General features: G+C 72.6%; 15 protein-coding genes and 1 tRNA gene. 4 read left to right on the forward strand and 12 right to left on the reverse strand.

The annotated features are described in order from the left end of the window. Positions 1 to 14: 14 nt before the first annotated feature. The 3 genes from glmU to FHU30_RS10965 all read right to left on the reverse strand — a co-directional run bounded on the left by glmU (position 15) and on the right by FHU30_RS10965 (position 2806). Positions 15 to 1520: a bifunctional UDP-N-acetylglucosamine diphosphorylase/glucosamine-1-phosphate N-acetyltransferase GlmU gene (glmU, locus tag FHU30_RS10955; protein WP_308211261.1), complete on the reverse strand. Its 1506-nt coding sequence runs from the start codon at positions 1518 to 1520 to the stop codon at positions 15 to 17. 238 nt (positions 1521 to 1758) lie between these two features. After that, a tRNA-Gln gene (locus FHU30_RS10960) sits at positions 1759 to 1830 on the reverse strand. A gap of 103 nt (positions 1831 to 1933) precedes the next feature. Further along, positions 1934 to 2806 carry an ADP-ribosylglycohydrolase family protein gene (locus FHU30_RS10965; RefSeq protein WP_253874631.1) on the reverse strand — a complete coding sequence of 291 codons (873 nt, stop codon included), beginning with the start codon at positions 2804 to 2806 and terminating at the stop codon, positions 1934 to 1936. Between the two features lie 206 nt (positions 2807 to 3012). Between FHU30_RS10965 and FHU30_RS10970 the strand changes: the two genes are divergently transcribed. Together FHU30_RS10970 and FHU30_RS10975 are read left to right on the forward strand one after the other, a co-directional pair. Next, on the forward strand, positions 3013 to 4017 hold the full coding sequence (locus FHU30_RS10970) for an acyl-CoA desaturase (RefSeq protein ID WP_253874633.1): 1005 nt from the start codon (positions 3013 to 3015) through the stop codon (positions 4015 to 4017). A gap of 17 nt (positions 4018 to 4034) precedes the next feature. Next, on the forward strand, positions 4035 to 4976 hold the full coding sequence (locus FHU30_RS10975) for a TetR/AcrR family transcriptional regulator (protein WP_253874635.1): 942 nt from the start codon (positions 4035 to 4037) through the stop codon (positions 4974 to 4976). A gap of 85 nt (positions 4977 to 5061) precedes the next feature. Here FHU30_RS10975 and FHU30_RS10980 read toward each other — a convergent pair whose 3' ends face one another. Both FHU30_RS10980 and FHU30_RS10985 read right to left on the reverse strand, forming a co-directional pair. After that, a complete protein-coding gene (locus FHU30_RS10980; protein ID WP_253874637.1) occupies positions 5062 to 5424 on the reverse strand; it encodes a VOC family protein in 363 nt (120 codons plus the stop codon). Positions 5425 to 5525: 101 nt separating this feature from the next. Then, positions 5526 to 6338 carry a trans-aconitate 2-methyltransferase gene (locus FHU30_RS10985; RefSeq protein ID WP_253874638.1) on the reverse strand — a complete coding sequence of 271 codons (813 nt, stop codon included), beginning with the start codon at positions 6336 to 6338 and terminating at the stop codon, positions 5526 to 5528. Positions 6339 to 6413: 75 nt separating this feature from the next. Between FHU30_RS10985 and FHU30_RS10990 the strand changes: the two genes are divergently transcribed. After that, positions 6414 to 6911, forward strand: a complete 498-nt coding sequence (locus FHU30_RS10990; protein ID WP_253874640.1) for a MarR family winged helix-turn-helix transcriptional regulator — start codon at positions 6414 to 6416, stop codon at positions 6909 to 6911. A 46-nt stretch (positions 6912 to 6957) separates the two neighbouring features. Here FHU30_RS10990 and FHU30_RS10995 read toward each other — a convergent pair whose 3' ends face one another. The 7 genes from FHU30_RS10995 to FHU30_RS45965 all read right to left on the reverse strand — a co-directional run bounded on the left by FHU30_RS10995 (position 6958) and on the right by FHU30_RS45965 (position 13178). Further along, positions 6958 to 7191 (reverse strand): hypothetical protein, encoded by a 234-nt coding sequence (locus FHU30_RS10995; RefSeq protein WP_253874642.1) that lies wholly within the window; start codon positions 7189 to 7191, stop codon positions 6958 to 6960. Further along, on the reverse strand, positions 7191 to 7412 hold the full coding sequence (locus tag FHU30_RS11000) for a hypothetical protein (RefSeq protein WP_253874644.1): 222 nt from the start codon (positions 7410 to 7412) through the stop codon (positions 7191 to 7193). Before FHU30_RS11000 ends, FHU30_RS10995 begins: the two co-directional genes overlap by 1 nt. 78 nt (positions 7413 to 7490) lie before the next feature. Continuing rightward, on the reverse strand, positions 7491 to 9260 hold the full coding sequence (locus tag FHU30_RS11005) for an ABC-F family ATP-binding cassette domain-containing protein (RefSeq protein ID WP_308211262.1): 1770 nt from the start codon (positions 9258 to 9260) through the stop codon (positions 7491 to 7493). Between the two features lie 8 nt (positions 9261 to 9268). Further along, a complete protein-coding gene (locus FHU30_RS11010; protein WP_308211263.1) occupies positions 9269 to 10186 on the reverse strand; it encodes a 4-(cytidine 5'-diphospho)-2-C-methyl-D-erythritol kinase in 918 nt (305 codons plus the stop codon). Positions 10187 to 10282: 96 nt separating this feature from the next. Then, positions 10283 to 11383: a glycoside hydrolase family 26 protein gene (locus FHU30_RS11015; protein WP_253874646.1), complete on the reverse strand. Its 1101-nt coding sequence runs from the start codon at positions 11381 to 11383 to the stop codon at positions 10283 to 10285. Next, entirely contained in the window at positions 11334 to 12287 is a 954-nt protein-coding gene (rsmA, locus tag FHU30_RS11020) for a 16S rRNA (adenine(1518)-N(6)/adenine(1519)-N(6))-dimethyltransferase RsmA (RefSeq protein WP_253874648.1), read from the reverse strand. The genes FHU30_RS11015 and rsmA overlap by 50 nt, the downstream gene beginning before the upstream one ends. A 90-nt stretch (positions 12288 to 12377) precedes the next feature. After that, the gene (locus FHU30_RS45965) at positions 12378 to 13178 is read right to left on the reverse strand and encodes a resuscitation-promoting factor (protein ID WP_308211264.1); all 801 of its coding nucleotides are present in this window, start codon (positions 13176 to 13178) and stop codon (positions 12378 to 12380) included. 240 nt (positions 13179 to 13418) lie between these two features. Here FHU30_RS45965 and FHU30_RS11035 point away from each other — a divergent pair, with 240 nt between their 5' ends. Continuing rightward, the gene (locus tag FHU30_RS11035) at positions 13419 to 14426 is read left to right on the forward strand and encodes a hypothetical protein (protein WP_253874650.1); all 1008 of its coding nucleotides are present in this window, start codon (positions 13419 to 13421) and stop codon (positions 14424 to 14426) included. Positions 14427 to 14429 lie beyond the last annotated feature (3 nt).

Here is a 14429-nt window from a genome sequence, read left to right on the forward strand (position 1 = left end):
AATCGTTGCGCCGCTCACTCGCCGGCCTTGTTCTCGTCACGCTGCCCGGCCGGCTGCTGCTCGGGCACGGCGCCCTCGCGCTCCCGGGCCAGGCGTGCCGCCTCGGCGTAGGGGGTGCCGGCGCGCCTGCGCTCGACCCACCCCTCGATGTTGCGCTGCCGCCCGCGGGCGACGGCGATGGCGCCGTGCGGCACGTCTCCGGTGATCGCCGACCCGGCGGCGGTGGTGGCGCCGTCGCCGACCGCGACCGGTGCGATCAGCACCGTGTTGCTGCCGACGAACGCGCGGGTCCCGATGCTGGTGCGGGCCTTGGTCACGCCGTCGTAGTTGGCGAAGATCGTGCCCGCGCCGATGTTGGCGCCCGGGCCGATCTCGGCGTCCCCGGCGTAGGTCAGGTGCGGCACCTTGGCGCCCTCGCCGACGTGCGAGTTCTTCACCTCTACGTAGGTGCCCGCCTTGGCCTTGCGGTCCAGCCGGGTGCCGGGGCGCAGGTAGGCGTACGGGCCGACCTGGGCCTCCGGGCCGATCTCGGCCTCGACGCAGACCGCGTTGACCACGCGGGCGTCCTCGCCGACCACCGTGTCGGTGAGCGTGGTGCCCGGGCCGACCTCGGCGCCCGCGCCGAGGCTCGTCGCGCCGCGCAGCTGGGTGTTCGGGTGGACGACCGCGTCCGGCTCGGCGGTGACCTGGACGTCGACCCACACCGACGCGGGGTCGACCACGGTCACCCCGGCGCGCATGAGCGCCTCCAGGAGGCGGTCGTTGAGCTGGCGGCGGGCCTGCGCGAGCTGGACCCGGTCGTTCACGCCCTGGGTCTCGACCCAGTCGGCGGCGAGGTGGGCGCCGGCGCGGTGGCCGTCGCCGCGCAGGATCGCGACGACGTCGGTGAGGTACTCCTCGCCGCTGGCGTTGTCGGTGCTCACCCGCTTCAGCGCGTCGGCGAGCAGCGTGCCGTCGAACACGTACATGCCGACGTTGATCTCGCGGACGGCGCGCTGCTCGGCGGAGGCGTCCTTGTGCTCGACGATCGCCGCGACCGAGCCGTCCGGCTCGCGCAGGATGCGGCCGTAGCCGGTGGCGTCGGGCATCTCGGTGGTCAGCACGGTCACCGCGTTGCCGTCGTCCTCGTGCGTGCGCACGAGCTCGGCGAGCGTCTCGCCGCGCAGCAGCGGGTGGTCGCCGTTGGTGACGACCACGGTGCCGCGCAGCTCGCCGACCTGCTCCAAAGCAGTGCGGACGGCGTGCCCGGTGCCGCCCTGGCGCTCCTGGACGACGGGCTCGGCATGCGGCGAGGTCAGCTTCAGGTGCTCCACCACCTGCTCGCGCCGGTGGCCCACGACCACCAGCGTCCGCTCGGGGGCGAGGGCGTCCGCGGCGGCCAGCACGTGGCCGAGCATGGAGCGCCCGCACAGCTCGTGCAGGACCTTGGAGGTTCGGGACTTCATCCGGGAGCCCTCGCCTGCGGCGAGGACGATGACGGCGGCCGGGCTGGCCCACTCCCGTGGACGGCTGGCACTCACTAGGAGGCTCCTCGGCATCGCGGACGGGTGGGTGCCGGGATGCGGGCGCCTGCGGCGGTTCACCGCCCGTCCACCCGAGTGTGAGGACGGCGCGGCAGGTCAGAGCGCACCCGACACCGGAAGGATACCGTCCGGACCGGATCTGTCAGCCAGCACCCGGGCGCATCGGACCCGCGGCGGGCCCGCCCGGCGGACCGGGACGGACCCGGACGGCCGGCCGCGCGGCTGGGCCGCTCGGCTCCGGCGCAAGGATTCGAACCTTGTCTAAGGGCACCAAAAACCCTTGTGCTGCCGATTACACCACGCCGGATCGCACGGCGGGACAGAGCGCCCCGCCGATCACGCCAAGGATACCGAAGTGCGCCCCCGTCTCCGGTACGCCTTTTCTCAGCCGTCCTCTCCCCGGGCCGGGCTCACGCGCCGAGCCATTCGGGCAGCGGCTCGCGGGCGTCGAGCCACTGCCGCGGCGGCGCGGTCCGGACGCCCAGGATCCCGCCGACGATCGCGGCCGTGGTGTCCATGTCGCCGCCCGCCGCCGCGCACGTGCGGACGGCCCGCTCGTACTCGTCCAGGTGGTTGGCGACGACCCACAGGCAGAACGGGACGGTGTCCTGCGCGGAGATCCGCGAGCCGTTCCCGAGCTCGTGCGCGGCCTCCTTGGCCGGGTGCCGCAGCAGCGCCAGCGCGCGGCGCAGCCCTCGCCGCACGTACTCGCCCGACCCCGGGGTGTGGTCGAGAGCGATTTCGATCACATCGCGCGGGGACGGGTCGCCCGTCCGGGCGACGTAGGCCGCCGCGACCGCCACGGCCACCGCGCCCGCGACACCCTCGGGATGGACGTGCGTCACCTCGGCGGACAGCTCGGCCTCCTGCGCGGCCCGATCAGGGTCGTCCGCGAAGTACGCTCCGAGCGGGGCGACGCGCATCGCCGCGCCGTTGCCGTAGGAGCCCTTGCCGTCGAAGGAGTCGCAGGCCGCGACACGCCAGTCGTGGCCGGACCGGACGCGGGTGAGCAGTTCCAGCGCGCCGACGCCGTAGGCGCGGGCGACGGTCATCCGCTCGGCGAAGCGGGCGGCCAGGTCGTCCTGCTCGATCCGGTCGTAGCGGGCGAGCACGTCCACGACCGTGCAGGCCATCTCCGTGTCGTCCGACCAGGCCCACGGGGCGGGCGGCAGGTCGCGGTCGGGTGACAGGCCGCGGTTGTCGAGCTCGAAGAAGCGGTCGCCGAAGGCGTCGCCGACCGAGAGTCCGTCCAGGGACGCGAGGGCGCGGGTGAGAGGGGCCATGCGGGCTCCGTCCAAGCGTGAGGCTGCCGAGTGTCCTGCCGGGGGCCCCGCCCGGGACGGGCAGGGCGGGCGGGTAACCGCATGGTGACCGTAACGCGAGTTTCGGGCGCTGTGCGCGATTTTACCTTCGGGCGCTGTTTACTTACGGGAGCGTAGGTTACGTTGACGTAGGTAAGGGCTCCCTGAGCAGGAAGAAGTGGTGACGCATGACTACAGCCCCCGTTGTCGACGCTACGAAGCGACGCAAGGCACAGCCGGAGTTCGCCGCAGAACCCCAGGGCACCATGGAGAAGATCCTCGTAGGGGTCTTCACCGGGCTGCCGTTCCTCGCGCTCTTCGCCGCCGTCCCGATGCTGTGGGGCTCGTTCCTGAGCTGGACGGACGTCATCCTGACCGCGGTCTTCTACGTGCTCTCGGCCGGCGGCATCACCGTCGGGTACCACCGGTACTTCACGCACGGCTCGTTCAAGGCCACCCGCGGCCTGAAGATCTTCATGGCGCTCTGCGGCAGCCTCGCCGTGGAGGGTCCGGTCATCACCTGGGTGGCCGACCACCGCCGGCACCACAAGCACTCCGACATGGAACTCGACCCGCACTCGCCGTGGCGGTTCGGCTCGGACTGGAAGGCCCTGACCAAGGGCCTCGCCTGGGCGCACTACGGCTGGCTGTTCGACGGCAACCGCACCAACAAGAACCGCTACGCCCCCGACCTGCTGAAGGACCGCGACATCGCCGCGATCCACCGCTGGTTCCCGGGCATGGTCGCGGTCACGCTGATCCTTCCGGGCGTGCTCGGCGGCCTCATCACCATGTCCTGGATGGGCGCGGTCACCGCGTTCTTCTGGGCCGGCGTCGTCCGCGTGACCCTGGTGCACCACGTCACCTGGTCGATCAACTCGATCTGCCACACCTTCGGGCAGGAGCACTTCGAGACGCGCGACAAGTCCCGCAACGTGTGGTGGCTCGCCATCCCGTCCCTCGGCGAGTCCTGGCACAACCTGCACCACTCCGACCCGACGTCCGCGCGGCACGGCGTGCTGAAGGGCCAGATCGACATCAGCGCCCGGATCATCTGGGCGTTCGAGAGGCTGGGCTGGGCCACGGCGGTCCGCTGGCCGAACGCCGAGCGGCTCGCCGCGCGCCGGCTGGACGGCCGGGACGGCGTCGAAACGGTCTCCGATCCCGCCACCGGCGGCGAGAAGGCCGCGTGACCGTCACAATTGACGACGTGACTGAACCCGCTCCCAGGTCGCGCAGGAAGCGCATGACCGGCAAGGAACGACGCGAGCAGCTCCTCACCATCGGGCGGACGCTGTTCGCCGAGCGGGGCCTGGACGGCACCTCGGTGGAGGAGATCGCCGCCGCGGCGGGGGTCTCCAAGCCCGTGGTGTACGAGCACTTCGGCGGCAAGGAGGGCCTGTACGCGGTGGTCGTCGACCGCGAGTTCGAACGGCTGCTCTCGCTGGTCACCGAGGCCCTGAACTCGGCGCACCACTACCGGTCCAAGCTGGAGAAGGCCGCGCTGGCGCTGCTCGCCTACATCGAGGAGAACCCGGACGGCTTCCGCATCCTGGTGCGGGACTCGCACGGCGGCACCGGCACCGGCTCGTACGCGAGCCTGCTCAGCGAGATCGCCGGTGAAGTCGAGCACATCCTCGCGCAGGAGTTCAAGCGGCACGGCTACGACGACAAGGCCGCGCCGATGTACGCGCAGTCGCTCGTCGGCATGGTCGCGCTGACCGGCCAGTGGTGGCTGGACGTGCGCAAGCCCGGCCGCGAGGAGGTCGCCGCGCACATCGTCAACCTCGCCTGGAACGGCCTGTCCGGGCTGGAGCCCCGGCCGTACCTCGATCCCAAGCAGCGCCGCAAGGAGCTGGAGCGGATGGAGAAGCAGCGCGAGAAGGCCGCCGCGAAGGCGGAGAAGGCCGAGGCCAAGGCCGAGCGCGCCGAGGAGAAGGCGGCCGCCAAGGCCGAGAAGGCCGAGGCGAAGGCCGAGCGCAAGGCCCGCAAGGACGACCCGCGCGCCGACGACTCCGAGGCCGACGCCGACACCGGCTCCGGCGGTGAGTTCGCCGGGGACGCCGCCGACGACCTCACCGAGGGCCTCCCGCAGGACGAGATGCCGGCGGACGCGACCCTCCGCAGGGCCACGGAGAGCGTCAACTACTGAGCGGTATGAGAAGGGCGGCTCCCGCGTGCTGCGGGAGCCGCCCTTTCCGCTGTTCAGGCGGGCTGCTGCACAGGCGGGCTGCTGTTCAGGCGGGCTGGAGGAACTCCAGGCGGTTGCCCGCCGGGTCCGTGGCGTAGAAGCGCCGGTAGCCGGGGAACAGGCCGTCCGGGGTCACCTCGTGCCCGGCCGCGCGCAGCTGCTCGGCAAGGGCGTCCAGGTCGTCCACGAGGAAGGCGGGGTGGGCCTTCTTCGGCGCGCGGAACTCCGCGTCGATGCCGACGTGCAGTTCGAGACCGGGACCGCGGAACCAGGCGCCGCCGCGCTTGGCCAGCTCCTCCGGCTTCGGGATCTCGGTGAAGCCCAGGACCCCGCCGTAGAAGCCGCGCATCGCGTCCTCGCTCCCGGCGGGAGCGGCGATCTGGACATGGTGGTAGCCCTTGATGGCCATGGGGTTCTCCTAGGAGGGTGATGGGATGCCGTCCGCCGCACGGGGTGACGCACCGCAGGGGAACGGAATCGTTTCCCCCGCACGGCGGACGGCATCCTGCTCTAGGGGCCGGTGCGCTTCCCGGCGACCACGAAGATGCGCCGGAAGGGGAACACCGTTCCGTAGGACGTGCGCGGGTACGCCTGCCGCAGGCGTTCCCGGTACTCGCCGATGAACTCGTCCGCGTCGGACGGTCCGAGCGCGGTGAGGACGGGCCGCAGCGCCGTCCCCTTGACCCACTCCAGCACCGGGTCCTCGCCCTGCAGCACCTGGGCGTAGGCGGTCTCCCAGGCGTCCACGGAGCAGCCGAGGCGCGTGAGGACGTCGAGGTACCCCGCGGGGTCGAGCACCGGGTCGGGCCGGACGACGCCGCCGAGCCGGTCCCGCCAGCGCGGCGACTCGCACAGCTCCCGCAGGATCACGTGGCTGGGCGCGCCGAAGTTGCCCGGAACCTGGAAGGCGAGCCGCCCGCCGGGCGCCAGCGCGTCCAGCCAGCGCGGGAACATCTCCACGTGGCCCGGCACCCAGTGCAGCACCGCGTTGGACACGATCAGGTCGACCGGACGCTCCGGACGCCACTCCGCGACGTCCCAGACGCCGAAGGAGAGCCGTCCGGGGATCTCGTGCGCCCGCGCGGCCTGGACCATCTCCAGCGAGCTGTCGTAGCCGTCGAGCACGGCGTCCGGCCACCGCGCGGCCAGCGCCGCGGTCAGCTCGCCCGACCCGCACCCGAGGTCGACCACGTAGCGCGGGCTCTCCAGCCCGGCGCGCGCGACCAGTTCGAAGAACGGCCTGCCGCGCTCGCCGCCGAAGGCCCCGTACTGCGCGGGGTCCCAGACGGCCGCGGGCGGCCGGTGCATCGCTTCTCTCGACATCAAGACAAATGATGCCCGGCGCCTATCTTGATGTCAAGAAAGTCATCTCGATATCAAGACAGGTAGGGTGACCCCATGCACGACGAGGTCGATCGGCTCGTCGAGGCGTGGCGCGCCGAGCGCCCGGACCTCGACGTCTCCCCCCTGCTGGTGCTGAGCCGGGTCTCCCGCCTCGCCCGCCACCTGGACCGGGCCCGCCGCGCCGTGTTCAACGACCACGACCTGGAGTCCTGGGAGTTCGACGTCCTCACCGCGCTGCGCCGCGCGGGTGCCCCCTACGAGCTGTCCCCCGGCCGCCTGCTCCGCGCCACCCTGGTCACCTCCGGCACGATGACCAACCGCATCGACCGCCTCACCGCCGCCGGCCTGGTCGAGCGCCACCCCGACCCCGCCGACAAGCGCGGCGTCCTCGTCCGCCTCACCGACGCCGGCCGCACCCGCGTCGACGCCGCCTTCGCCGCCCTCCTGGAACGCGAGCACGCCATCCTCGACGCCCTCACCCCCACCGACCGCGAAACCCTGGGCGCCCTCCTGAGAACCCTCCTGGTCCCCTTCGACACCAACCAGGACTGACCCGCCTCCCTTGAGGAGGCGGGGCGACGGATGAGACGGGTCAGCCCTAGGCGCGCTCGATCTGCGTCAAATAGATCGTGAACTCGTGCTCGGTGAAGTGGAGCAGGTACTTGCCTGCGGGGACGATCCAGGCCCCGTCATCAACGCCGGGCTCGGCCCGGTCGGGAATGCCCTCGTGCATGAGCGCCATCACCCCGTCGGCGACCGCCAGCCGCTCGTCCGAGGGGATCTGGTCGTATGCCTGTCGTGCCAGCCGCTCCCACTCGACGTGGTACGACATCAGTCGGCGTACTTCTCACGCAGCTGCCGCCGGTCTTCCTCGGAGAGTCCGGAGAGCATCAGGAACTCCTCCGGAGAGGTCCGGACGCGCCCTTCGCTCTCCCGCCATTCCTTCTGCTTGCGCAGGTGCTTGTACTCGTCGAGGGGGACGATGACTGCGGACTCGCCGCCGAGGTGGATCACCTGGTGCTCGTCGCCCTCGGGAAGCATGCGCTCAGCCATGAGTCCCATGGTAGGTGCCATGGGACTCAGGGTAGGGATGGTGGCCCTGTTGCGACATGGGAATGCCTTGATGTCCGGTTATCCGACGTCTTCGGCGAGCATGAGCCACTCTTCCTCGACTTCGGCGGCCTCGGTCTGGAGGGCCTTGAGCTCGGCGTCGAGTTCCTGGAGCTTGGCGTAGTCGGTGGCGTGGGCGGCGAGCTGCTCGTGGAGGGCGGCCTGCTGCTTGGCGAGCTTGTCGAGGCGGCGCTCCAGGCGGTCCAGCTCCTTGCGGGCCTTCCAGTCCTGGGCGTTGCCCTTTGGCTTGGCGGCGGGGGCCGCCTCCTGGGCGCGGACGGCCTGGGCGGTCTTGGTGGTGGCGCCGCCGGACGCGCGGCGGGACAGGTACTCGTCCACGCCGCCGGGCAGGAAGGAGATCTTGCCGTTGCCGAGCAGGGCCACGACGCGGTCGGTGACGCGCTCCAGGAAGTAGCGGTCGTGGCTGACCACGACGAGGGTGCCCGGCCAGCCGTCGAGGATGTCCTCCAGCTCGGTGAGGGTCTCGATGTCGAGGTCGTTGGTCGGCTCGTCCAGCAGCAGGACGTTCGGCTCGGCCATGAGCAGGCGCAGGACCTGGAGGCGGCGGCGCTCGCCGCCGGACAGGTCGCCGACCGGGGTCCACTGGCGGTCGCCCTTGAAGCCCAGGCGTTCGAGGAGCTGGGACGCCGTCCAGTCGCGCTTGCCGACGGTGATGCGGCGCTTGATCTCCTCGACGGATTCGAGGACGCGGCGCTCGGGGTCCAGCTCGTCCAGGTTCTGGGAGAGGTGGGCCAGCTGGACGGTCTTGCCCCGGACGAGCCTGCCCGCGGTGGGCTTGACGGCGCCGTCGAGCAGGCGGAGCAGGGTGGACTTGCCGCTGCCGTTCACGCCGACCAGGCCGAGCCGGTCGCCGGGGCCGAGCTGCCAGGTCAGGTGCTCGAAGATGTCGTTGCCGCCGACCGTGACCGTGACGTCTTCGAGGTCGAAGACGGTCTTGCCGAGGCGGGCGGTCGCGAACCGGGTCAGCTCGACGGTGTCGCGGAGCGGGGGCTCGTCGGCGATCAGGGCCTGCGCGGCGTCCACCCGGAACTTGGGCTTGGACGTGCGGGCCTGCGGGCCGCGGCGCAGCCAGGCCAGCTCCTTGCGCAGCAGGTTCTGCCGCTTGGCCTCGGTCGCGGCGGCGATCCGGGAGCGCTCGGCCTTGGCCAGGACGAACGCGGAGTAGCCGCCCTCGTAGCGCTCGACCGAGCCGTCCACGACCTCCCAGGTGCGGTCGGTGACCTCGTCCAGGAACCAGCGGTCGTGCGTGACGACGAGCAGCGCGACGCGGCGGGACCGCAGGTGCCGGGCCAGCCAGTCGATCGCCTCGATGTCGAGGTGGTTGGTCGGCTCGTCCAGGACGAGCAGGTCGGACTCGGGCACCAGCAGCCGGGCCAGGGCGACGCGGCGGCGCTCCCCGCCGGACATCCCGGCGATCGGGGCGTCGAGCGTGAGGTCCGACAGCAGGCCGGACAGGATGTCGCGGACGCGGGTGTCGCCCGCCCACTCGTGCTCGGCGCGGTCGCCGACCACGATCGAGCGGACGGTCGCGTCCGGCGGGAACTCGTCACGCTGGGTCAGGTAGCCCATGCGCAGGCCGCGCGCGTGCGTGACGCGGCCGTCGTCGGGTTCCAGCTCGCGGGCGAGGATCGAGACCAGGGTGGACTTGCCATCTCCGTTGCGGCCGACGACGCCGATGCGGTCGCCCTCGTCCAGGCCCAGCGACACCCCGTCCAGCAGCGGGGACGGTCCGTACGACTTGCTGATGTTCTCTACATTGATCAGATTCACGGCGACACTCAGACTACCGTCGCGCCGGGCACCGGACCGGACGCCCGGACGACCTGCTTCGCCACACCCGTCCCCGCGAGCGCGGCGGCGAGGTCGGCCGCGTGGTCGGCGGACTCGGCCAGGAACGCGGTCGTCGGCCCGGACCCGGACACCAGGGAGCCGAGCGCGCCCAGCTCGCGGCCCGCGTCCAGTGTGCGGCGCAGGGACGGGCGCAGCATCAGCGCGGCGGGTTGGAGATCGTTACTGAGCGCGGCGCCGAGGGCCCGGGCATCGCCGGACGCCAGCGCCTTCACCAGCTCCTCGGACGCCCTGGGCCAAGACACCTGCTGGCCCTGCGCCTCCCGCAGCCGGTCGCACTCGGCGTACACGGCGGGCGTGGACAGGCCGCCGTCCGCCGTCGCGAACACCCAGTGGAAGCTCCCGGACGTCTCCAGCGGTGTGAGCCGCTCGCCGCGGCCGAGCCCGACCGCGGTCCCGCCGAGCAGCGCGAACGGCACGTCGCTGCCGATCTTCGCGGCCAGCTCGGGCAGCGACGGGAGGGCGAGGTCGGCCTTCCAGAGCCTCGCGCAGGCCAGCAGGGCGCCCGCGGCGTCCGCGGAGCCGCCCGCCATGCCGCCCGCGACCGGGATCGCCTTGCGGATGCGCAGCTCCACGTTCGGCTCGACGCCCAGCTTCGCCGCCAGCAGCCGCGCGGCCCGCAGCGCGAGGTTGTCGCCGTCCAGCGGGACGCTCTCCATGGCGATCCGCGCGTCCGGGGCGGCCTCGGCGGTCACCTTCGGCGCGTCCGCGGGGACGGCGGTGACCTCGTCGAACAGCGACACGGCGTGGAACACGTTGACCAGGTCGTGGTAGCCGTCGTCGCGGAGGGGCCCGACGCCGAGCTGGAGGTTCACCTTCGCGGGGACGCGCACCGTCACGGGATTCACGCTTACCGAGCGTACGGGAACCCCGCCCCGCCCCGAGCCGCCAGCCCCGCGATCCGGACGGCCGCGCTCACTCCGCCGGCGGCCGACGGACGGGGGTCAGGAGCCGGGGGTGACGGGGAGGTTGCGGGGGTTGAAGAACGGGGCGGTGGCCAGCTCGCGGAGCGCCAGGATCGCCCGCTTGTCGCCCGCGACCGAGTACATGTGCGAGCGGTCGCGCGGCTCGTCGGCGTCCTCGTCGGAGTCGTAGTAGGCCACGGCCTTCACCTGCGGGTGCTCCTGGAGGTATTGGCTGGCGTTGCGCAGCCACTCGGCCCGCCGGGACCCGTAGGACGCCGGGACGCCGAACTCGCCGATCATCACCGGGCGCGGGTGGTGGTGCGCCCATTCCAGGAACTTCCGGGACGCCTCGGACAGGTCGCGGTAGTCGTAGTCCGCGCCCGGGTAGACGTCGGCGCAGATCCAGTCGACCGCGTCGTCCCCGGGGTAGTAGCTCGGCGCGATGTCGGGGAAGCCCCGCGCGGACGGGCACCAGACCCAGGCGACGTTGTCCACCTTCTCCTCGGTGAAGATCAGCCGCAGGTGCTTCCAGGCCGCGATGTAGTCCACCGGGTCGTGGATCTTGGTGGTCGGGCCGAGCCGGTCCATGTCGCGCTGCCAGCGCAGGAACACCGGCTTGCGGGTCGCCTTCAGCGCCCGGGCGCGCTGCCGGATCATGTCGTCGAACTTGCCGCCGAGGATCTGCTTGGTGTCGCCGGACGACCAGGACAGCAGCAGGGAGCGGTCGCTGGCGAGGACCGCCTTGTCCGCCTCGTCCGGGAACTGGGCCTTCCAGCCGTGGTAGCTGGACGCGAAGTCCAGCTTGCGGCCGAGCTGCTGCTCGAAGCCGTCCAGCGCGGCGGTCGAGGCCGACGACGAGGACGACTCGTCCGGGCTCGGCGACTTCGACGGGCTCGGGGCGCCGCTCGGGAGCGCGGTGCGCTCGTCCGGCGAGACCCACGCGCCGAAGTACGCGCCGCGCTGCGGCGGGGTCGGGGCCACGCCCTGCTTGACGGTGGTGGTGATCCTCGGGGTCGCGCGGGCGCCGTCGGAGCAGCCCGACGCGGCGAGCGCCAGCGCCGCCGCGACCGCCGTCCCCGTCAGGACGCGGTCACGTGCCCGCACCGTCCGGAAGGCCCCCGTCACCCGCGCGCTCAGCATGATCCTCCGCCTCTTCCGGTCCCGCCGACCGCCCCTGGCCGGGTACCTCGCCCACAGGACGATACTGGGCGATGCGGGCGAACGCGGTCACGTCGAGCTGCTCGCCCCTGATCTTCGGGTCCACTCCGGCGGCGCGCAGCGCCTCCTCGGCCGCCGCCGCCGAGCCCGCCCAGCCCGCCAGCGCGGCGCGCAGCGTCTTGCGGCGCTGCGCGAACGCCGCGTCCACCACGGCGAAGACCTCCCGGCGCGAGGCGGTCGTCTCCGGCGGGGCGGTGCGGGTGAACGCGACCAGGCCGGAGTCCACGTTCGGGACGGGCCAGAACACGGCGCGGCCGACCGGCCCGGCCCGGCGCGCGTCCCCGTACCAGGCCAGCTTCACCGACGGGACGCCGTAGATCTTCCCGCCGGGCGCGGCGGTCATCCGGTCGGCGACCTCGGCCTGCACCATGACCAGCACGCGCCGCAGCGACGGCAGCGCCTCCAGCAGGTGCAGGACGACCGGGACGGCAACGTTGTAGGGCAGGTTCGCGACCAGCGCGGTCGGCTCCGGCCCGGGCAGCTCTGTGATCTTCAACGCGTCCGCGTGCACGACCTCCAGCCGGCCCGCCAGCTCCGGCTCGCGCGCGGCCACGGTGACCGGCAGCGCCCGGGCGAGCGCCGCGTCGATCTCCACGGCCACCACCCGGGACACCTCGGGCAGCAGCGCCAGCGTCAGCGAGCCCAGCCCCGGCCCGACCTCTACCACCACGTCGTCCGGCGCCAGCTCCGCCGTCCGGACGATCCGCCGGACGGTGTTGGCGTCGATGACGAAGTTCTGCCCGAGCTGCTTGGTCGGCCGGATGCCGAGCGCCCCGGCCAGCTCGCGGATGTCGGCCGGGCCCAGAAGTCCCTGAGATTCCCCCACGTCCCCAAGTGTTCCAGGTGTTCGGCGATGCTCCGGGACACCCCGCACCCGCCCCGGGCGGGAACGGTCCCGGCGCGGGCCGGTCAGGGCTCAGGAGAACAGGTAGCGGCCGCAGTTCGGCCACTGGCCCTGCCACCGTCCGCCGACCCGCTTGTAGAGCAGCTGCGCCCGGTAGGTCTGCTCGGCGGCCGGGGCGTCGCTCGGCCGCCCGGAGCCGCCCACCGACGCCCACGACGACAGGGAGAACTGGTAGAGCCCGTAGTACCCGGCCGGGTTCACCGAGTGCGGGTTGCCGCCGGACTCGCACTGCGCCAGCCCGGCCCAGTTCAGCTTCGCGACGTCCCCGCCGACCCCGCTCTCCGGCCCGACGCCGAGGATCCGCGGGACCGCCTTCTGCTTGACCTGCTGCGAGATCACGGCCTTGACCTTCTTGCCGTGCCGCTTCACGTAGGCGACCTGGACGATCTTGATCTCCGGCCTGCCCTTCCGCAGCTCCTTCTGGCTGAACGGCGGCAGCGACGACATCTTCTTCTTCACCGTCGGCGGATCGGTCGTGACGGTCTTGGTCTGCGGTTTCGACAGCAGCCGCAGCACCTTGATCAGGTCTGTCGGCGCGGCGTCCTTGGCCGGGTTGACCAGGTCGAACTGGCCGAGCGTGATACCGGCCTGGTCCAGCACCTGCTGGACGGTCTGCCCGCTCGTCATGACCTCGGTCCGGGCCTGGTCGACGACGATCGTGATCTTCCGCTTGGCCGGGGCGGACGGCGCGGCGGCGTCGCCCGCCGGGTTCGCTTTCCCGGACGGAGGCGCGGCCTTCGCCCCGGAGCCGCAGGCGGCGGCGAGCAGCGCGAGGGCGGCCAGGGGCACGACGAGTCTCGGGTGAGGGCGCACGAGGATCTCCTCTGGGGGCCGGGACGGTGACAGGAGGGGTCGCCGGGCCCGGACGCCTGTCGTGGGGGGACGTCCGGGACGGCCTGGGGTTTGTCGTCCCGATGGCCGATGAACCTAGCGCCACCCGTGCCCCGCACGCCACTGCCGGTCCGGAACGTCCGCATCGCATCCGGGCCGAAACGGCGAAACCGGGTCGGCCGCCCGCGCGTCCCACTACCGACGTGATCATCCGGAGGCCCGATGCCGAAGCCCCCCGTCGTCCAGACCGTCCTGTTCGGGCTCCTCACCCTCGCCTTCCTCAGCTGGCCGACCGGCGTGGCGTACACGCTGCTGGCGGGCGAGCGGGCCACCGCCCACGTCGCCGAATGCCACACGGTGTCGAAGGGCAGGGGCACGAGCCTGGCCTGCACCGGAACCTGGCGAACGCCCGACGGGCGCGGCGGCTCGGGCGACCTCTACAACCTGGACCGGGACGAGGCCGGCCACGACGTCGCCGTCCGGAGCGGCCCGTTCGGCCTCTACGCCCACGGTTTCGGCCGCGCCTGGCCGCACCTGCTCTTCTCGCTCTTCGGCCCCGTCCTCTTCGGCGCCCGCTTCGTCGGCCTGCTCGCGCGGGTGCGCGCCCTGCGCCGGGAGGAGCGGACCCGGCTCGCCGGCCTGGCGCGGGAGGGCGCGATCATCGTCACCCGCGACCTGGTCCGGACGGCCGAGGGGCGGACGCTGGTCGCCGCCGTCCGCTCCGCTGCCGGACGCCTCTGCCTCGACGGCCCGGACGGCACCACGCTCGTCCAGTTCGAGGGCGACGGTCCCTGGACCCTCTACGACCGGGACGGAAGCCCGCTCGGCAGCCTCGAATCCGAACTGGGCACCTTCCTGACCCACCTGGCCACGCCCTCGTCCACCCCAGACCCGCCCGACGAGCCGGACTCGCCCGCCGCCCCAGCCCCGCCCGGCGAGCCGGGCTCGCCCGCCGCCCCGATCCCGCCGGACGAAGCGGGGCTGCTCATGAGCGCCGTCGACGGTAGCGGATACGCGCTCACCGACCCGTCCGGGACGCCGCTCGCCAGGTTCGCACCGGACCACCTGGACGGCCGACCGGGGTACGCGGTCCGCGACGCGGCCGATCGGGAGATCGGCTCCCTCTACCGGGAGGGCGACGAGTGGATCATCCGCTTCCCGGACGTCGTCCAGGCGCGTCTCCGAAATGCCGCGATAACCTTCGCACTCATCCAGGCCCGGGCGTTCTGAGGA

Source organism: Actinomadura rupiterrae (assembly GCF_024172125.1).
Taxonomy (GTDB): Bacteria; Actinomycetota; Actinomycetes; order Streptosporangiales; family Streptosporangiaceae; genus Spirillospora; species Spirillospora rupiterrae.